This is a genomic window from Pseudoalteromonas sp. UCD-33C (assembly GCF_001306895.1).
Classification (GTDB): Bacteria; Pseudomonadota; Gammaproteobacteria; order Enterobacterales; family Alteromonadaceae; genus Pseudoalteromonas.
Genome location: NZ_LJTB01000001.1, coordinates 657,029 through 676,386, shown reverse-complemented (window position 1 = coordinate 676,386; position 19,358 = coordinate 657,029). Strand labels below are relative to the sequence as shown.

Annotated in this window: 20 protein-coding genes and 1 tRNA gene; 12 read left to right on the top strand and 9 right to left on the bottom strand. The window is 37.8% G+C overall.

Going from position 1 to position 19,358, the window contains the following annotated elements:
* Positions 1-103: 103 nt before the first annotated feature.
* Positions 104-1,024: a lipase family alpha/beta hydrolase gene (locus tag AOG26_RS03055; RefSeq protein WP_054561157.1), complete on the bottom strand. Its 921-nt coding sequence runs from the start codon at positions 1,022-1,024 to the stop codon at positions 104-106.
* A 423-nt stretch (positions 1,025-1,447) separates the two neighbouring features.
* Between AOG26_RS03055 and AOG26_RS03050 the strand changes: the two genes are divergently transcribed.
* Positions 1,448-2,035 (top strand): YceI family protein, encoded by a 588-nt coding sequence (locus AOG26_RS03050; RefSeq protein WP_054561156.1) that lies wholly within the window; start codon positions 1,448-1,450, stop codon positions 2,033-2,035.
* Positions 2,035-2,553 (top strand): DUF1285 domain-containing protein, encoded by a 519-nt coding sequence (locus AOG26_RS03045; protein WP_054561155.1) that lies wholly within the window; start codon positions 2,035-2,037, stop codon positions 2,551-2,553. Before AOG26_RS03050 ends, AOG26_RS03045 begins: the two co-directional genes overlap by 1 nt.
* 4 nt (positions 2,554-2,557) lie before the next feature.
* On the opposite strand, the gene yihA is transcribed toward AOG26_RS03045, so the two are convergent.
* Positions 2,558-3,205 carry a ribosome biogenesis GTP-binding protein YihA/YsxC gene (gene yihA / locus AOG26_RS03040; protein ID WP_054561154.1) on the bottom strand — a complete coding sequence of 216 codons (648 nt, stop codon included), beginning with the start codon at positions 3,203-3,205 and terminating at the stop codon, positions 2,558-2,560.
* 283 nt (positions 3,206-3,488) lie between these two features.
* On the opposite strand from yihA, the gene AOG26_RS03035 reads away from it, so the two are divergent.
* From AOG26_RS03035 to AOG26_RS03025, 3 genes are all read left to right on the top strand, one after another.
* Complete coding sequence (locus tag AOG26_RS03035) at positions 3,489-4,121, top strand: c-type cytochrome (RefSeq protein WP_054561153.1); 633 nt, start codon at positions 3,489-3,491, stop codon at positions 4,119-4,121.
* A 751-nt stretch (positions 4,122-4,872) separates the two neighbouring features.
* Positions 4,873-5,472 carry a Der GTPase-activating protein YihI gene (gene yihI, locus AOG26_RS03030; protein WP_054552854.1) on the top strand — a complete coding sequence of 200 codons (600 nt, stop codon included), beginning with the start codon at positions 4,873-4,875 and terminating at the stop codon, positions 5,470-5,472.
* Positions 5,469-5,984, top strand: a complete 516-nt coding sequence (locus tag AOG26_RS03025; protein ID WP_054561152.1) for a DUF2489 domain-containing protein — start codon at positions 5,469-5,471, stop codon at positions 5,982-5,984. Before yihI ends, AOG26_RS03025 begins: the two co-directional genes overlap by 4 nt.
* A gap of 62 nt (positions 5,985-6,046) precedes the next feature.
* Here AOG26_RS03025 and hemN read toward each other — a convergent pair whose 3' ends face one another.
* Entirely contained in the window at positions 6,047-7,420 is a 1,374-nt protein-coding gene (gene hemN, locus AOG26_RS03020; protein WP_054561151.1) for an oxygen-independent coproporphyrinogen III oxidase, read from the bottom strand.
* Positions 7,421-7,694: 274 nt separating this feature from the next.
* On the opposite strand from hemN, the gene AOG26_RS03015 reads away from it, so the two are divergent.
* Positions 7,695-7,771 (top strand) — tRNA-Ile (locus AOG26_RS03015).
* 75 nt (positions 7,772-7,846) lie between these two features.
* Here the strand turns inward: AOG26_RS03015 and AOG26_RS03010 are convergent.
* On the bottom strand, positions 7,847-8,536 hold the full coding sequence (locus AOG26_RS03010; protein ID WP_054561150.1) for a hypothetical protein: 690 nt from the start codon (positions 8,534-8,536) through the stop codon (positions 7,847-7,849).
* Positions 8,537-9,040: 504 nt separating this feature from the next.
* On the opposite strand from AOG26_RS03010, the gene AOG26_RS03005 reads away from it, so the two are divergent.
* Positions 9,041-9,817: a phage integrase N-terminal domain-containing protein gene (locus tag AOG26_RS03005; RefSeq protein ID WP_054561149.1), complete on the top strand. Its 777-nt coding sequence runs from the start codon at positions 9,041-9,043 to the stop codon at positions 9,815-9,817.
* A gap of 108 nt (positions 9,818-9,925) precedes the next feature.
* On the opposite strand, the gene AOG26_RS03000 is transcribed toward AOG26_RS03005, so the two are convergent.
* From AOG26_RS03000 to AOG26_RS02985, 4 genes are all read right to left on the bottom strand, one after another.
* A complete protein-coding gene (locus AOG26_RS03000) occupies positions 9,926-10,828 on the bottom strand; it encodes a hypothetical protein (protein WP_054561148.1) in 903 nt (300 codons plus the stop codon).
* On the bottom strand, positions 10,815-12,572 hold the full coding sequence (locus AOG26_RS02995) for an ORC-CDC6 family AAA ATPase (RefSeq protein ID WP_054561147.1): 1,758 nt from the start codon (positions 12,570-12,572) through the stop codon (positions 10,815-10,817). Before AOG26_RS02995 ends, AOG26_RS03000 begins: the two co-directional genes overlap by 14 nt.
* Positions 12,569-13,726 (bottom strand): metallophosphoesterase family protein, encoded by a 1,158-nt coding sequence (locus AOG26_RS02990; protein WP_054561146.1) that lies wholly within the window; start codon positions 13,724-13,726, stop codon positions 12,569-12,571. The genes AOG26_RS02995 and AOG26_RS02990 overlap by 4 nt, the downstream gene beginning before the upstream one ends.
* Positions 13,727-13,853: 127 nt before the next feature.
* Positions 13,854-14,120, bottom strand: coding sequence for a helix-turn-helix domain-containing protein (locus AOG26_RS02985; protein ID WP_054561145.1), 267 nt, complete (start codon positions 14,118-14,120; stop codon positions 13,854-13,856).
* A gap of 114 nt (positions 14,121-14,234) precedes the next feature.
* On the opposite strand from AOG26_RS02985, the gene AOG26_RS02980 reads away from it, so the two are divergent.
* The 5 genes from AOG26_RS02980 (at position 14,235) to AOG26_RS02960 (ending at position 17,754) form a co-directional block, all read left to right on the top strand.
* Positions 14,235-14,444, top strand: coding sequence for a hypothetical protein (locus AOG26_RS02980; protein WP_054561144.1), 210 nt, complete (start codon positions 14,235-14,237; stop codon positions 14,442-14,444).
* A gap of 60 nt (positions 14,445-14,504) precedes the next feature.
* Positions 14,505-14,882 carry a hypothetical protein gene (locus AOG26_RS02975; RefSeq protein ID WP_054561143.1) on the top strand — a complete coding sequence of 126 codons (378 nt, stop codon included), beginning with the start codon at positions 14,505-14,507 and terminating at the stop codon, positions 14,880-14,882.
* A 517-nt stretch (positions 14,883-15,399) separates the two neighbouring features.
* The gene (locus tag AOG26_RS02970; protein WP_033032042.1) at positions 15,400-15,600 is read left to right on the top strand and encodes a helix-turn-helix transcriptional regulator; all 201 of its coding nucleotides are present in this window, start codon (positions 15,400-15,402) and stop codon (positions 15,598-15,600) included.
* Between the two features lie 8 nt (positions 15,601-15,608).
* On the top strand, positions 15,609-16,397 hold the full coding sequence (locus AOG26_RS02965) for a replication initiator protein A (RefSeq protein WP_054561142.1): 789 nt from the start codon (positions 15,609-15,611) through the stop codon (positions 16,395-16,397).
* A 607-nt stretch (positions 16,398-17,004) separates the two neighbouring features.
* Entirely contained in the window at positions 17,005-17,754 is a 750-nt protein-coding gene (locus AOG26_RS02960) for an NYN domain-containing protein (protein ID WP_054561141.1), read from the top strand.
* 66 nt (positions 17,755-17,820) lie between these two features.
* Here the strand turns inward: AOG26_RS02960 and AOG26_RS02955 are convergent, their stop codons facing one another.
* Complete coding sequence (locus AOG26_RS02955) at positions 17,821-19,137, bottom strand: tyrosine-type recombinase/integrase (protein WP_054561140.1); 1,317 nt, start codon at positions 19,135-19,137, stop codon at positions 17,821-17,823.
* Positions 19,138-19,358 lie beyond the last annotated feature (221 nt).

Genomic DNA, 19,358 nt, shown 5'->3' with positions numbered 1-19,358 from the left:
GAAAGAGTAAAATTAGCGAGTTGCTTGACGCGTTAGCTAAGTCATTTAGGCTTGCTAACTTGCTAACTTGCTAACTTGCTAACTTGCTAACTTGCTAACTTTTTTATAACCCCAACTCCTGTAACCGCTTTACGTGTTGACGATAAAGCTCAATAGGGTCAACTTCCCGAAAATTGTGTAAACCAATAAACTGATTAATTTCATCTAAGTGGTTCATTTCATAATCATCTTTGATGACATGTCCTAAATGGCTGCTACAGCGCGATACTAGGCCGTCATCTTTGCCTAAAATAAGTAACGAACCAAGCAGCATGGGCAAGTCGGTTGGGTCCAGTATATTGGTGAGTGCTGCTGTACCACTCCACGAAAAATAGTACACCCCATTTTCGGCAACTAGCTGACCTTGCTCGCATTTATTTAGCGGTAATCCTTCAGGATATTTTTGATTAAATGTATGAGCACCCTGTGTACTTAAGCTATTTAATGCACCCATTGTGTTTTGTGGTAAATCACTGTTACCTGATAGTAGTGAAATAACACCACCAAATGCATCAAATACTAATTGAGCAGCATGTTCAGCTTGAGAGTTTGCAGGTAGTTTTTGACTAATTAGATCAATAATGCCACTGCCATAGTTTGCACCACCAATACTAGTCACTGAGGCAATTAAATCTGGCCTGACTGAGGCAACATAGCGCACTGTTTGCGCACCTTGGCTATGGCCAATCAAGTTTACTTTTTTGGCGCCAGTTAGTGCTAAAATTGCTTTTACGCGAGTGAGTAACTGTTCGCCCCGTACTTCAGAGCTATTAATAGCCGAGACCGCTGGCGTGAACACCAAGGTACCCTCTTGATTGAGACTTGTAGCAACATTATAAAAATAATCGAGGCCGAGTAGGTTATCAAACCCCATTAGCCCATGAACTAAAATTACCGGATATTGTGTCGTTGTTTTTTTTGCATGGCAGTAGGGGGACATTAAAAAAAGTAAGGTAGCAAATAAAATTAAGGGGATTTTTTTCATACCTTTTACTCTTCTACTGCAATTTTTATCACTAACAAGCCTTAAAAAAGCCTTGTTTTTGCGTGTCGATAATTCACTTTACCCTAAATTACGGCTTGCTGTAATGTTAATTTCAAGTAAACAAGAAAAGATGGTTTTAGTGTTTCGTTATATGTTTATCAATTTGTGTTGTTTCTGCGGTTATGCAATTTATTTTTAATCTGGTATTTGCTAAAGTCCGCGCCGTCCTCATCCTGTAGGACATCCTGTTGATGATGCATCTGAAAGGATGCAACGTATTGATAGCTTCTCCCCAGTTTGCTATAACGGCTCACTCCTTGTTGAGTGAGTCGCTTTTTCTTTTCTTATCATACAATTCATTGCACAAATATACGCAAGTGATACCATCAAAGTGATTCTCATTTACTTTCGAAGGAATGCGTTATGTTTAAATCTATGGCAATTGCTGCCTTTTCATTATCGAGTATTTTAGTTGCCCCTTTAGCCAGCGCAAACTGGCAAGTTAATAATGAACAAAGCAATGTAAGCTTTGTGTCTATCAAAAAGAATTCAGTTGCAGAAGCGCATCATTTCAAAAAGGTGTCGGGTACACTTAACGAACAAGGTCAATTTAAGTTGATGATCGACCTGACATCGGTTGAAACTCTGATCCCTATCCGTAATGAGCGCATGACTAAGTTGTTATTTGAAACAGCTAAATTCCCTAATGCAGTGTTAACTGCTGATTTAAGCAAAGCGCTGTTAACGCTAAAACCAGGTCAACATGTGCTTAAAGGTTTGAAAGCTGAATTAGACTTCCATGGCAACAAGAAAGAGCTAACGATTGATGTGCTTGCCAATATGTCACCGAAAGGCGATGTTACTGTTTCATCGTTTACGCCGGTGATTATTAATGCAAGTGATTTCAAAGTAACAGAAGGTATTAGTGAGTTACAAAAACTTGCGGGTTTACCATCAATTGCGACAGCTGTACCTGTAACATTTTCTTTGACGCTAGATAAAGAAAAGTAATGCAATCACTTGCTGACTTAGAAGCCGCTCTTCAGGCACCCGATAAACCTTTTGATCAATGGCAGCCACAAAACTGTGGGCAAGTGCCTATATTGATTGATGCGCAAGGGCGGTGGTTTTATGCCGGCAGTGAAATAAAGCGCGAGGCAATGGTTAAACTCTTTGCCTCTGTGCTTTGCAAAGAAGCAGATAATTATTTTTTAAAAACACCCGTCGAGAAAATGGCCATCACAGTCGAAGATGTGCCTTTTATTATTGTTGATTGGCGTTTCGAAGAGACAGAGCAAGGCCTTGCGCTTTGTTGTGTCGATAATTTACAGCGCGCTTGGTTGGTATCAGCAAAGCAACCACTATTACTGAGAGAATTTGAAGGTGTCAGTGTGCCTTATCTTCAATTAGCACATGGCTTGGCTGCGAGGGTATCGAGAAATGTTTATTATCAGTGGGCCGAAATAGCCTGCTCAGATGAGCAGGGCTACTATATAGAATCATTAGCCAAGCGTTATTACTTGGCCTAAGCGATTAAGCTTCTGGTTGTTCGTCAGACTCAGGTGCTTGCGCTTCAATGGGTCCTAAGAACCACTCATCGAGCTTTTTAGCAACTTCAGGTAAGCCTGTGCCTTTTAGTGAAGAGAAGGCATGTACTGTAATATCACCATCTAAACTACTTAACTCACGACGAACTTGTAAAACTTGAGCTTTACGCGCGCCTTGTTTTAGCTTGTCGGCTTTAGTTAATAGTGCCAGCACTGGAATTTCGCTGCCCACCGCCCAGTCGATTAAGTCACGGTCTAAATCTTTTAACGGGTGGCGAATATCCATCAAAACAACGATACCTTTTAAGCTTTGGCGTTTTTGTAAGTATTCACCTAGCGACTTTTGCCATTTCTTCTTCATTTCGATAGGAACTTTAGCAAAACCATAGCCTGGTAAGTCGATAAGGCGTTTATCGGCATCAAGTTCAAAGGTATTGATCAGCTGAGTACGGCCGGGTGTTTTAGAAGTACGTGCTAACTTTTGATCTGTTAACGTGTTTAAAGCACTTGATTTACCCGCATTAGAGCGACCAGCAAACGCGACTTCAATCCCCGTATCAGCAGGTAAGCGTGAGATATCAGGTGCGCTGGTAACAAAGGACGCAGTATTGTATTTGATACGAGATTTGAGCACAGGCTCTCCTAGTCTTTTATAAAAAATAACAAACAGTGGCTAATTTCCACTTAAGGCACGTATTTTATACTATTAAAGCAGCATTCAAAAGCGTATTTAAGCGTGCTAAATTGGCTTTAAATTAGGAAAATTACTAGGTATAAACTTAATCTAAGTCAAATCCCTATAAATTATGAGCTTAATGTGGGCAGAAAACGTGCCAGAGAATTTATTATCGTGTAGAATATAGAAATCACAACATCCATATTGTAGATGATACAGGGTCGGAAACAGAGAATTCACCATGAAAAAAATAGCACTATCTTTAACTATATTGCTTGGTACGTTGTCAGCAAGCAACGCAACAGCATTTGATGGCGATGTAAACGCAGGTAAAGAGAAATCGGCAACGTGTGCGGCTTGTCACGGCCCAGACGGTAATGCACCGGTTAATATCTACCCTAAAATTGCAGGCCAACACGCAGATTATATCTATAAACAATTACAAGAGTTTAAATTAGGTATGACATCTGGCGGCAAAGAAGGTCGTATGGATCCAGTAATGAGTGGTATGGCTATGCCGCTTAGCGATCAAGATATGAAAGACCTAGCAGCTTACTTCTCTTCTTTAAATATGTCTGAAGGTACAACACCTAAAGATGTAGTAGAAGTAGGTCAGCAGCTTTATAAAGCCGGTGATGCAGAGCGTGGTATTCCAGCATGTGCTGCGTGTCACGGTCCTCGTGGTAACGGTACATCACTAGCTAAATTCCCGAAAGTTTCGTTCCAACATCCAGAATACATCAAGTCACAACTTGAAAAATTCCGTGATGGTACGCGTAATAACGACTTAAACGGTATGATGCAAGACATCGCTAAAAAGCTAACAGACAAAGACATCGAAGTACTTTCAAAATACTTAGGTGGCTTACACTAAAGTCTGATTGCGGGTAGAAATACTCCGCAGTAAAATGTGATTAGTGTGAAAAAAGCAGCGCAAGCTGCTTTTTTTGTATTTAAAGCATGTCGAAATCTCCCACGCCTTTGTGAGACATTGTCCATATCGAGCTGTAAGCTAAATCTTATTTTTATTTCAATTTTATACATAACTCTTTGTTATTAAATAAGTTGATCTTGTTGCAATATCTTATCTGTAAGAAAAATTATATAAATCAGTTGTAACAAAATTATTAATGAGTAAATTAACCACTGTCGCTGAGACAGCAAAAACAACATGGACAATGTAATAAGGAAAGTGACTGCGGCAAGTCTTTAGGGGTTGACACTGGTTAGGTGTCCTAAAGGAAATAACAAAAAAGCGTCAGGATTGACCGAGAATAATAAAAGCTCATGGAAGTTTAATAATAAAAACAAAATGGAATGCTACACGGAAGGTTAAAACAATAACAAAATGGATAAACAATAATAATAAAAATAATAAAGACTAAAAAGTCGAAGGGAGAAGTGTCCAGATAATTGGCGCTCAGATTAGTAGGCGGTAGAGATGTTTTCTCTACCGCCTTTTTATTTGTCCTGTTACAATAGCCACCGTTTGTACTAAAAGTATGAAAAGTGCGCAGTTCGTCAAGTTGACCAACCACATCCGCACATCGAATTCTTCTGGTTATGCCAGCATTACAATGCCACAAAGGCGTTGTGCACAACCTCTTAAGTGAGATGATCAAGATATGAGTAGAAAGAAAAAGTCGCGTAAAATTCCATCGAATGGTCCTGTACGTCTGAGCAAAGAAAAGCTTAGAGAGATGCGCGCGTTAAAAGAGCAGCGAGTTAAAAAGACCAAAGGTGCTAAACCTGGGTCTCGAAATGCACCTGATGCACAAAATGCAGAAAACACTGCTGCAAACAATCAACCGAAAGATAAGCGTGTTGGTAGTAAAAAGCCGGTTTCTTTAGTTGCGCCTAAGGCTGAGCCGAAAGTTGAAATGAAACGCAACTTAAAACCTATGGTTGAGCTTAAGAAAGTGACTGAGCCTGAACTAACACCAGAGCAAGAGTTAGAAGCGCTAGAGAATGACGAGCGTCTACTTAAGCTGGTTGAGCGTCATGAGCGCGGTGAGTTATTAACAGGTAAAGACGCTAAGTACTTCAATAGCCGTATTGCTCGCCACCAAGCACTTTGCGAGTTATTAGGCATTGAAGATGAAGACGAGTACGAAGATGACTTTGAAGATGATTCATACGATGAAGGTGAATCTGACTTCGATAAGTACTTATCTGATGACTTAGCCAATGAATGGTTTGATGACGAAGATGAGGATGAGCGATGAGCACAACCTTGATTATTGCCATCGTAATTGGTGCGGCAATTATCGCAGGGCTTGCGTTTTATGCAGGACAACTTCTGTATAAACTAAAAGAGCAAAATAAGCTTATCGCCAAGAAGCAAGCTGAGCATGAGCAAAAGCTTGCGGCATCAAAAGCAAAGCGTAATGCAAAGTTAGCCGATAGCATTCATTTAATTGCCCGTGCAATGAATGAAGAGCAATGTGAGTTCTCAGAAGGCTGCTTACGTATTTGGGTGTTGATCTCTCAATACAGCTTTGCAGAAGAGTTTGAGCTAAGTGAGCGCTACCCAGGCATATTTAAAATGTACGAAGTCGTAAAAGATATGCCAACGCACGATGCCCGTAAGAAATACTCTAAAAAAGAGATTTTTAAAATGGACACCGCTCGCTGGCGTGCTGAAGAGCAGCATAGCGATGAAATCAAAGCAGATTGCGCACGTATAATTGAAGAGTTTAAAGCCGCTCCAGGCAGCGAAAACGTAGTATTCAATTAAGTTGACGTATCGTTGAATTAAACAAAATAAAAAGCAGAGCTTAGGCTCTGCTTTTTGTTGGGCTAGATAACTCGTGAGAAACGAGTTTGCTTGATTTGTTGTTGTAGGTGCGCATCAAAGCACATACAAATAATACGAATAAATAAATTACCGCGAGCTGTTACTGTGATCTTATCTTGGCTCACAGACACCAAGCCATCAGCTAGTAATGGGTCGAGTGCCTGTAGTGCCTCGCAGAAGTAACTGGCAAAATTGATATTAAACTGCTTTTCGATTGCTGGAATATCCAGCTCAAACTGACAAATCAATTGTTTGATAACCGCTGCACGTAACGTATCGTCATCAGTTAAAGCAACACCTTTACAGATTGCACTGCCATAGCCTTCTTGCACAGCTTTGTAATAGTGCTTTAACTCTTTTTCGTTTTGTAAAATGGCATTGCCTATTTGCGAAATAGATGACACACCCAAACCTAATAAGTCACATTGGCCATGCGTTGTGTAACCTTGGAAATTACGGTGTAACTGACCTGCGTTTTGTGCAATTGCCAATTCATTGTCTTTGCGGGCAAAGTGGTCCATACCAATAAACTGATAACCCGCCGCTAACATCTGCTCAAGGGTATTTTTGAACATAGTGAGCTTATCGCCCGCAGATGGTAAGTCAGCGTCTTTAATTTTACGCTGAGCAGCGAATCTATCTGGTAAGTGAGCATAGTTAAATACCGACACGCGATCAGGATTTAACTCTATCAGCTGTGCAATCGTCTCTTTAAAGCTCTCTGGTGTTTGCAGTGGCAAACCGTAAATCATATCGGCATTAATAGATTTAAAGCCAAGTTCACGAGCCTCACTAATTAAACCTTTTACAGATTGCACGCTTTGCGGGCGGTTAACTGCCAGTTGCACATCATCATTGAAATCTTGAATACCAAACGAAACACGATTGAAGCCAAGCTTACGTAGGTGAACTAGCATGCCATCAGCTAAAGAACGAGGGTCAATCTCAATACCGCGCTCGGCATCATCAGCAAAATTAAAATGCTGCTCAACCAACGCCATTAAGCGGCTCATTTGCTCTGCCGATAAGAACGTTGGCGTACCACCCCCTAAATGCAGTTGCTCAACGTTATAATCGGCAAAAAGCGTTGCTTGCTCAGCAATTTCAAGCGCTAAATTATCTAGGTATAAATCGGCTTTAGATTGATGACGCGTGATGACCTTATTACAACCACAGTAATAGCAAAGCTGACTGCAAAAAGGGATATGGATATACAAGGATAAAGAACGGCTTTTCGATGCCGCAATTGCGTTAATCATATCTTGTTGGTTATAACCATCAGCTAAAGACAATGCTGTTGGGTAAGATGTATATCGAGGCCCAGAAATATTGTACTTGTTGATCAGAGATTGATCCCAGCTTGGTAAATTTATCACAGTCAGCACTCCGCAATTGATTGAGCGGCTATTTTAACGAGTTTAGTGGTTTAGCTATTTGATCTAGAACAATGTCGGAGGCTAGAAACTAATCGGCATGCTTTAAGGTCGTTGTAAAAACAAAGAGTTTACTATTTGAGCAGTTGATTTAGTGATTGTTAAAATAAAGGGTTTTGCTAGTGACAAGGTTACAAAAACTTTTTATACTGCATCCCGCTTTAGTCAGTTAAACCTGCTAAACGCATCAAAAAAATTTAGCTTTCGCTAATACAATGGCCCCTTAGCTCAGTTGGTTAGAGCACACGACTCATAATCGTTAGGTCCCCAGTTCAAGTCTGGGAGGGGCCACCATTTTTACAAGCTTCCCAAGTAACCACCTACTAACTGAAATTACTCTGTGCTACCTCTGTGCTACTTTTAGTATAGTTATACTCTAGGCTTGGTTTCAATTTTTAAATTCTGATTGTTTATAAGTACTACCTTTTGACCTGTGTAAAGCGCAATAAATTTATCGCTTGAAGCTATTAAAACTCCTACTGTTTTTATACCATTTGATTCAATTATTGTAGTGCAAACAGCCTTTTGTTTTTCTTTACAATATGCAAAATCCGTAATTTCTTCTTTTGCTAGCCTTTCCCCATATGAGTAACTACTCCAAATAGCCATCAAAATTGCAGCTAAGGCAGTTAGCAATAAGAATGGTCCACCGGCAGAGATTATTGCTATTGCTGTTGGTACGAATCCATAATTGAATAAATTACTTTTTCTTAGACTTACTTTCTTTTCCTCTATTTTCTTTTTCATTTTCTCTGAGTGAGAGGCAGTAAATATAATGATTACAGAATAAACAAAAATAAAAGCAGCAAAGGAAAAAAAGTAAATGATGTTATCTACAAAAGATATAAAAAGCTGAATAATTGATCCTGATATCACATAAAATGACTTCATCAGAATAGATTCAAATGGTAATGAAAGAGAGTCCACAGATTGATTGTAGACACTTAAATAACCTTGAAGGTAGAGATGGCCGACTATGTAAAATATCGGTACGAATAACGAAATTGATGCCGCTATATTGGTTAACGTAAAAATATTCTGGTGATTTCTTTTAGACATGTAACTTCCCTATTATAAATATTCCTATTTTGCACTGGGGTAACATTAAGCGCAATTCTAAACTTTGAATAAGTCGTACCTACTCGAAGAGGTAGGGACGACTCACAGAGTCGCCTATCTCAAGGCCACTGCTCATGATGCCTTGAGACCTATTATCCAACCGCAAAATCGAAAGGCCAGAAGAGGGAAGGGCATCCACCTGAAGAAATAGCTACTTGCAATCTAAGATCAATATGCTAGTTTAAACATGAACTAGCTCAATTTGAGCAAACAAGAAAACGGGCGTTTACCAACTGCCCTCGACACGTCAAGAGGAGCTACAACCGTAGCTGTCAGGTTCAACAGAGCCTGATTAATAATTACCAAAACCACTATAGTCTGCGCCTTGAATCAACAGACTCAGCGCTGCTTTGCTTGTTTGCTTTAGATCAGCCAGCCCATGTGTCTTATGACAACTTTTTTAGTTACTCACTAATTAAGTGGCTTTAACAAAATAGAAAGAGCATTTTTAATCTTGTTGCTAAACAGCTTCATGGCTTTGGCTTTAAGCTAAAAGATGCAAAAGGGTTAAAACCTAAACATGTAAATGCTTTAGTAAAGCATTGGCAAGATCAAAAGCTTGCAAATAAGACTATCAAAAATCGAATGTCGGCCATTAGATGGTGGGCAGACAAAGTCGGTAAACGTAATGTAGTCGGTCGTACTAATGATGAATACGGTATTGATAAGGTACGCAATAGTCCTCTGGGTAAATCCAAGGAGCTAGATATGCAGAAGCATGCCCAGATTAATTGCCCTTATGTAAGGTTTTCACTGCGCTTACAACAAGAGTTCGGGCTACGCCGAGAAGAGGCAATAAAGTTCAATGTCAGCTATGCAGATCAAGGTAATTATATTCGCTTAAAAGGCTCATGGACTAAAGGTGGTAAACCCCGCTCCTTGCCTATCCTGAAAGAGTCACAGCGCTCCCTGCTTGATGAAGTTCGCTCTTTTACACGCTCATCATTAATTCGCGCGACAGACCGCTACGTGGATCAAATGCGCCGCTATGAGCGCGAAACTAATAAGGTAGGACTTAGTAAAAATCATGGCTTACGCCATCACTATGCCCGTCAACGTTATCTAGAACTAACTGGTTGGCAATGCCCCGCTAATGGTGGACCGCGACGTATGCATTTAATAGGCAAAGAGCGGGAGCTAGATTACAAGGCACGAATGATAATTAGCCGTGAGCTTGGACATGAGCGCTTTAGTATTACGTATACATATCTGGGTAGTTAGTATGTTTGTATTCAATTAGAAATAAAAAGTTTTAGAGTTAATTATAATTCCGTCCCTAATTAAGGGTCTTGCTTTTTACATATAACTCCAAGCTAATATATTAATTGTCTAGAGTGATATTGTTTGAAGCACCTCTCTATCTGCAACTCGATCTATGGGCTCTTCAGAATGAAGAGAAGAAACTCGCCAAACAGGAATTTCTAAATCCATTTCCATACTTATAATTAAAGATATGGCTGCAAGGATTTTTGGTCCAAGAGGTACTATAACTACTCTAGAGCCCTCTTTGAGTGAAAGTATTAATGACTTTAAGTCAATATACAGATCTAGAGGGTTATAGACATTATATGTATGTATATTTTTATTAATTATATTTTCAATTAATGATTTATTATTTTCTCTTACATCAATTTCAAACTGGGTATTGTCACTTGTTGGGATAAATGTATAAGCTAAATCTGGGTCAAGGTAATTATATACGCCTAAAGCTTTTAAATGTTCATAACCAAGACCAAAAATTACGGCAGTTGAGCTAGACAAATCGCCTAAGTTACCGCTTAATTGATGAATGAGAGCTCCTACCTTTCTTACTGGTTGGAGTTCACTTGGGGGAGATACATATTTTGAAGCATTGTAACATATTGTTAATGTAGACTTTTTTTTCAGTCCATTTAAAAGGCAAAATAATACAGTGGCTAACCTGTGTCTTGTCATTACGGTGATATCCACAAGTACCTTTGGCTCTTCCACTTCTTCATTTAATTTATTAATTATAGGATTTAGGTAATTAGGTATACCGCTACATTCGGTCTCAATAATTTCAGCCTGTGAAAAAAAACGCTTATTAGATTGATAATTCAATACATCCTTGTTCGAATTGTAACCAAGTACAATATTCTTTTTAGATAAAATTTTGTATTTTTCATATGCTGTAACAGATCTAGTTTCATAGCCTAAGCAATAAACAGACAGATCAAAATCACAAATATAGGGCTGATTAATTAGCTTCATAATTAAAACTTCCTTGTCCAGCAAATAAGTCAAAAACTCTGATCTCTCTTTTGTGTAAAATTTCATCTAGATCAATAGGAGGTTGAACATTTGTCAATAATTTAAACTTCGGGGAAAAAATATAAGATAACCGACATCTAGAACTAGTTAGTGCGTTAGTATCATGAAAAGAGTCGGTATCATTTTTTTCTATCACTAAGGCTCCTGCATTTAATGCTAAGCCTATAGCTTCCATGTAGTTAGCATTAAATTCGTGATCAAAGGTTATAGTTCCCCTAGGGTCCGGAGAAAAAACTTGTCCATGTATTTGTTGTTCAAAAAAACTAGCGATTTTAGTGATCACATCATAAAGGGATTTAAAGTTTTTTTCATTGGAGTCTACCGCGATAGTATTTAGTAATGCCTTAAAAGATTGGTAATAATCGTCAATGCATTTGAGTTGTCGATGAACCTTAATTATGCCTTCGACCTTTGCTATAGAAGAGAAAATACTCATCACGCCAACAAGCATCCTAGGGTTATAATCTAGTAGCTTGCAGATATTTTCGAAGCCAGTGTAGTAATGTGAAGCTCTTTTTCTTGGCCGCTTGTAATAGTTCCTTAAATGAACATTAAACTGAATTCTTCTAAAAGCAGCTTGTTGGTTTTGTGTTAGGTCTGCATAGCTTTTTCCAAGAATTCCTTGCTTTTGGCAATAATTGTAAAAGCTTTGATCTCTTTCACACAGCTCTGAAAACTCTTTATCTCTATCGATATCAATGGTTTCAAAGTAACTGTTAATTGGGTTTGTAAGATTTTGTTTTTTAAAGATATTATTTGTTAATGTCTTAGCGAATTCCAACCCATCCTCTCTAACTCCACTTAAGTTAATAAACGATAAATCTTGTTTGTGCATACTACTGTATGAATTATGCGTTATAGATACATCTTTGTGGTATGGCGATAGTGCCAATTTCAAAATGAGGTTTTGAGGTCCTCCACGCATATTGTCAATAAGTGGCTGAACAAAGCTGTCTGGTGCAAGCTCTAATTCATCGAATAAAAAGGCCCACTTCCCATCAGAGTCAGCAAAGTAGATGTTTACAATTTGGATACTTGCATCTAGTAAAGATATTATATTTGAATCAGCAAATTTAGGTACTTTGTTTGACTGTTTTGTTCCGTCAGAGGAAGATAAAAATGAAGATATTTCATGCTTTTTCAGTGCAAGAGCGATAGCTAAGCCTCTTAATGATGGTATTTTAGTCTCTACACACCATAAACAGCTTAACTGTTCCACCATTTCAACTTCATCATGCTTTGATAAATTTATATGTCTGAAATAGCTTTTTTTATCTTTTATCATTAATGTCCTATAAATTAGGGTGTTAGAGAAACACTCTAAAATATGGTAAGTGAAAGAAGATAATAGTAACTTCTTAAGTAGTGCATCTTCTTTAAATTTTTCTCTAAACAGATCGTATTGCGCTTTCCAAAACCTATCTGTAGGGATAAAGACACCTGTAAAGTCTATTCTAGATCTATATTTATCAGACTTTGTTCCACTCCAAATATCAAGGGCTTCTAACTCACACATTCTAAGTAATGTTGTTTTTCCACTCCCTCTTGGACCTATCATTATTGTATGATTAGGAGAAGTTAACCTGTCAAAGTGGCCATTTGGGATAAAGCTTTCGGTTAAATTTTGCTTAGAAGTAGATTTAGCATTAAAGGATTTATTAAAGTTTTGGATTTGTTCAATCATTTTTTTAACGCCACTTGGATCAATTTGTGTTCTGAAATGTCATATTCAAGATTTGCTTTGGTGAGTTTCTTTAAGAGTTCCTTGAATTCTGTCGGGGTATAATGAGTTAGCATTTCATAAATTGGTTGCAAGCTATTCTCATCTAAATATGGTTCAATTTCTAATAGCTCTTTAATTTTAAATATTATATTTTTAGGAGATATATCTGTACCAAAACCACCTTTATGTGGAAGGTTTTCACTGGAAGAGGGGTGCCAGTTATTATCGACATCCCAAGAGTGCGCTTCGAATGTACCAATTAGACGTTCATTTTCTGAAGTTGCTTCGAGATCAATGTCTAGAATATAAAACTGATTGGCAGTTCTGGTCTCTATCTCAGGGTAAAGTTTCGCACTAAAACTGCCCGCGGAGAAAATTAATGGAGCTGTAAAACCTCCGGACTGAGCTCTAAATATGCTAGCAAAATGTTTGTGCCCATGAATTACTAACCAAGGTTCTGAGCTTTCTCTTTCTATTTCGTTTAAAAGTGCTTGACCTCCATCCATTACTTCATAATCAGATTCAAAATCAACATCCTCACGCTTAACCGGATGATGGTGGCAAAGTAAAAGGTTGAAAGGTTTTTCTTTAAAATCATCGCTTTTTATGAAATTAGATAGTTGTTTTATTGTCTCTGGAGCAACGCGGCCATGCTTATATTCTGTTGAAAAACCATGGTATGCACTTGAATTAAGTAATACACAATTAAAACTTTTTGCTTCTATATGGCTCCAATTCCAGCCCCAAAAATGGGTATTGGTTTCGAAGTCGTTTGAGGGGAAACTTGGTTCGCAGAACTTAACTGAATGTAATGGCGAAAAGTTTGTTCCTGGACGGGATTGAAGGTCATGATTACCTGGAACGCACAGGATTTCCTTAATATTTAACTCATTGCTTACTTGGTTCAAAAACCTCCAACCATTCTCGAAAGAGTCCCCGCAGCCTTGATTTGATATATCTCCAGGACACACTAAAAAGTCAATATTGAGATTTAATGATTTACAGTAATGAATAAACCGTCGGCCGAACTCGCTTTCTTTATCTTTGAAGGATAGTCTGGAATTTTTCTGATCGCTTGATTCAAATGTAGCATGTAAATCTGAAAGTATTAGCATTCGCACTGTACTGACTATTCCTTTAGTTTTCTGATTATTTTAAAGCGCTCTTTATAGTACGTTTAGCCTTAAGAAGTGTAAACTGTTAAATTATTCTTGAAAAACTTACTCTATCTTTAAATTCTTATTATTTTATGAGCCAAATTAAAATCTGCACTGCTAACTTATCTTCAATGCAATACAAGTAGGCAGTTGGCACCTCTAAAATATCAGCAAGTGCTTTCACTGTTTTGAAGTCTGGGGCATGTACGCCTTTTTCGTATTGGTTCATTCTTGCCGATGCAGTAAATTCATCCATTCCAGCTAAAATCCCCAACTGTTTTTGCGATAGCCCTTTGGCTTTTCTTGCCTCTTTTAAGCGTTTTGGAAATGGTGATTCGTCATTAGTTTTCATTATTTATTGTTCTTAGCTTGAAAACTAAGAGTTTCTTAGCTTTAATTGAATCTAGATACTAAGGAATCCTTAGCTTTTGTTTCCGTGGTAATTTGAATTTGGAGAGGAATGAATATGCTTGAAACATTTGTGTGTGTATTAGTCGGGACTATCTACTTGTTGGTAAGTATATTTACAAGCGATGAGCAGTCGTCGAACGAAAACGAGCAACTAGACCAATTGAATGATGGTATGGGCAATATTATCGCTGATGGTGAATTTATGTCGCGTGAAGAAGCTGAGGATGCACAATCACGTGGTGAACTTTACGACACCTATTACTAATCACTTAAAGAATAGGACAGTGATCAAAATTAGGCATGCCTAATTTTAAGGAGTAATGTAATGCTACTTTTAGAGCTATATAAAAATGTTGAGCTAAGGCCTTTCATCCCTGTAGTCGTTGAGTTTCAGAGCCGCTTGGCAGGTATCGAAGCTGAATGTGAACCATTAGGGCTATCATTTGAGAAAGAAGTGCAATCAGAGCAAGAAATGTTTTTTGCTTTGATTTCTCAAAAAGCGTTGGCTTTCGATGTAACAAATGAAATAGGTGAAGTTTGGGATATTAGGTTAGAGCCTTTCAGTCATTTCAAATCTCGAAGCAAAAAAATTACCTTCCCGTTCATGGGTAGTAATGAGCAGAAACAACAAAATATTAGTGAGTGGATTATTGCTTTGTGTAATTGGGAAGGATCTTTTCTATACTCAAATGCAAAGCATTAGCAGAGATTGCTGTCATGACATTATACGAATGGTTTCAAATGTGGATTTTAATGGTGTTAGCGATTCGCGCTACTCGACGCTATGACAAGCTGAAAAATGATCTTTTTGCAGCAATTAAAGAAGGCAGGATTTAGATATGGCTCCTTTGTTAGTTGGTTGCGCTTTGATTCTAAGTCTTGTGATCTTCTTCGCTATTTTGTTTTATCTTAAATCTAAATGATATTGCATAGAGCTTCTCCAAAAGCCTACTTAAAAAGCTTATCAAGTAAATTTTTTTGTAGGTATTTTTATTAGCCAATCCCCATTTAAAAAAATAATAAATATAAAAATCAAATGGTTAATTTTTTAGAGTTGCTAAGTTATGTTGCTTTTCCCCTAAAACATCAAAAACCCCCCGAAAGTTCCCCTAGCTTTTCTGAGCAACTTTCTGACCACTTAATTACCATTGTTGCTCAACTAATTAATAATGTGTTGAGCTAATAATTGAGCTCAACGCTTACGCTTTGAGGTCAATAAAATGGAAAAGGTATTTTATCGTTCAGAAGAAGTAGCTGACTTACTTTTTATCAGCAAACAAGCTCTTTTTAATCAAATCTCTAAGAACAAACAAGGTTGTGGAAATTACCCATTACCACCGCATATTAAAATTGGCGCTCGATTACTTTTCCCTGTTGAAGATTTTCACAACTGGTTAGCTTCTCAACCAAGAAACAAGTAACGCTAGTTATGGCGTATTTCGAGTGCAAAATGACTCATGTCAATTTGAAATCAGATATGTTTTCAATGGTGTGGCCTGTGTTTGCATTAGACGGAAAGTCTAAAGGTGTTTTGGATTTTTCATATAAAGGTGTATCGATAAAAATCGTTCCAAGCGTCCTGGGTCGAGCAACCATCAAAGATAAAGAAGTACTCATTTATTGCTTGAGTCATATCATGGCTGCAAAAAATGCTAAGTTAGAGCTCAGTAACACGGTTCGATTCAACACTTATGACCTCCTAAAGGCAACAGGGAGAGGAACATCAGGAAAAGAATACAAACTTGTTGAGAAGGCTTTATATCGACTCGCAGGAACTTTAATTACGACTGATTATAAGTTTAATGGTCGAAGGTTTTTGGAAAGTATGGGCCTAATCGAAGGCTTTAAGTTAATCGACGGTAGTGGTTTAAGTTGCTGGCAAGTAACATTGCCCGATTGGCTCATTGAGACGGTTGATGACAATGATGTATTAACATTACATGAAGATTACTTTCAATTATCCAAACCATTTGATCGCAGACTTTATGAAGTTTGCCGGAAGCGCTGCGGTAGACCTTCTAAGCAAGTTATAAAGCTAGATAATTTGCGAGAAAGAATTGGTATTAGATCGTCATTGTCAGATTTAAAAAAGCGGCTAAAAAAGATAGAAAAAATACTCGATTATCGATTGAAGGTGGAAGGCGACAGCTTATATATTTTTCGTGATACTGGAAGTGGAAGGATGGAACTCGCGAAACTGAACTCCGAACTTTTATAAACAGGGTAAAACACTGGTTAGTGTCGTACTTTTGAACTTGAATAACATCGTACTTTTGATCTTGAATAACATCGTACTTTTGATCTTGAATAACATCGTACTTTTGATGAAAGCCGTCGTACCTTTAACTTTTTTGATTCGTACTTTTGATTTTTTATGTCCCTTGCAGCCCTTGTATTAGCTGTATTCTGAGTGTTCTAAACAGGGAAAAGCGTTAAACGTATTTATAAATAAAGAAATAAACCTTGCAGCTATCGTTTCAGTTTTTAGTTAAATTATAGATTAGTTACTTTGGTAACTATGAAACTTTGGTTTCGGATATGGGGTTTAGTGTTATTTATAGTGATGCGGGCTCCTCTAAATCAATTAATTTCAGCTACCTACTGAATTGAGGGTAGTTAATTTATTACTTTATGAGATATGAACGATGTAATAGAATACTTTTAGTTTGTTTATGAGCAAATTAAGTTAACTCATCCGACCAGTTGGTTTTCTCTTTACAAGTAGCTGGTAATTTACGATGATTACATCACGGCTCAGCACGGTGCATGCTCAAATTTATTAAGGAGTATCCACGGTCCTGAGCTTTTTACGTTTAAGGGATAGAATGAATCGAAAAATAGCATTCTTTATTGATGGTGGGTATTTTAAACGCAGAGTAACTTACTTTCATCGCACATTTTTTGATGTGGATAATTTTCCACTCACACCCGACGCACTCCAATCCGTCCTATACAGACTTGTTAGTAAACACAAACAAGACTTAGAAAGAACCGACACATATAGAATCTATTACTATGATGCTCCTCCTTTTGATGGTCAGTATCGTGAACCTGTACCTCAAAACTTAGAAGAAACTTGTAGAACAAGAAATTTTAAGAGAGAGCCAAGTGTTGAATTTCAAAAAAGTTTTCACTCTAAGTTACAATCGTCTAGAAAGTTAGCCCTTCGTATGGGTAAGCTTGCAAACCATAAACGATGGATTTTAAATGAAGAGGCACAAAAAAAATTAATTAAGGGAGATATCGATGTTACTAATCTTTCTCCGAGCGATTTTTACTTGGACGTAAAACAGAAAGGTGTTGATACACGTCTCGGTATTGATATAACAACTGTTACTTTGCGAAAATTTGCAGACACAATTGTTTTGATGGCAAGTGATGCTGATTTTGTACCTGCGGCTAAATTAGCTCGAACACATGGAATGGACGTTGTGCTAGATCCTTTATACGGAAATGTTGATCAAGATTTAGAATGTCATGTTGACGGTAAAAGGTCTTATGATATTGTCTCTATTTTAAAAGACACTCTTCAATGTGAGCCAAGTCAACGACCAAATTGGTGGAACAGAGAGTAGTAGGTACGGTTACGTAAATAATCTTGTAATCATACCCTTGTATTTATAGTGTTATTTTTTATCTCTTTATTCCATTAAGCTACTCAGTAACTCAACCTTCTGTTCCTTAGTTAAGCTTGCCAACAGACTTTTCATTTCACTCATTTTATTTTCTGGCTCTTGTTCAATCAAACCGGCATATTTGGCAATTGTTTCGGTTACCTTTTCTGCGGGTTCTTTAAGCTCCTCAGCGGTTAAAATTAAATAGCCAGCAGTTACATCACTTTTATCTGTAATATGGTTTAGAAGGCGTTTCAGGAGGTATCCTGATACTCCGCTACTCTCAGCCATTGATGTAAATGTACGGCGCAAATCATGCGAAGTGATTTTTACTCCAGCAATCTGGCATACATGTTTCAATGTTTTTTTAGGATCAGTGAGGTAGCCTTTTTTACTGTTTGTCCCAAACACATAGTCAGATACTTTGTATTCTTTTCGTCGATTAAATATCTCAGCTAATCGATCTGTAATAGGAAACTCGACGTCCAAGCCATTTTTTGTATCTTCTAAAATGAATATCCTATCTTCAAGGTGTACTTGTGACCAAGGAAGTTGCAGTAGCTCAGACCTTCTCAGGCCTGAAAAGGTTAAAAATTCTAGGTAATCACAAAAAGCAACGCGGCTATTTTGACGATACTTGGCAGCTTCATTTCTAACTTCATATAGCGCGTCTATGAATGGTTTTAGTTGTGAACGGCGCAGTCTTGTTGTTTTACGCTTTACATTATTCCAGCTTCGTTTTTCAGAAAGAGCATCTACAGGATTTTCTGGAAATAATGAACGACCTTCTGAAGATTTGTATTCAGCTTTAGCAAAGTTAAATAAAGCACGCATTAGGCGCATGGTGTAATTTGCCTGAGCAGGGCTTCTTGAGGTGATTTCTCTTTGGCGTTTTAAAATCATTGTTTGATTAATATCGGCTAGACGTTTGTTATGCCAATCAGATAGGTAGCAATCTATTTTTTGTTGATACCCTCTTTCAGTTATAGGCTTAAGATCTCTAGATTCGATGTATGAATCAAAAGCTTCTTTCAGAGTAATCGAAGCAGCTCTAAACTGGCGCTTAAGGTCATTAGGATTAATACCCTCGGCTATATCTGCCATTACCTTTCTAGCCATTCGCCTTGCATCATCGAGTGTAATTGATGGAAAGTACCCAAGGGTGACATTAATAGGGGTGTCTCTTCCTGGTATCTTTTTATAAACTCTAAATGACTTCTTACCTGCTACGCTCACATCTAAAATGAGTCCTGACAATAGATTGTCATAATAGCGAGTGCGTTTACCGTTTGATTCTATCTTTTCAAGCGACAATTCTGTGAAGCGAAATTTGGTGTATGACATCTGGTGCTACCTCTGTGCTACTTTGAACGTAAAATTTAACGTTCTGAAATACATAATGATTTATGCATCAGAGGTAGGAGTTATTCAATAACCCTATGATATGGCTATGAAAATTAGTAAATAGTTATATCAAAAAGTAACTAGTAGTAAGTCCTTGTTTTGCAACTCATAATCGTTAGGTCCCCAGTTCAAGTCTGGGAGGGGCCACCATTTTCTTTCTG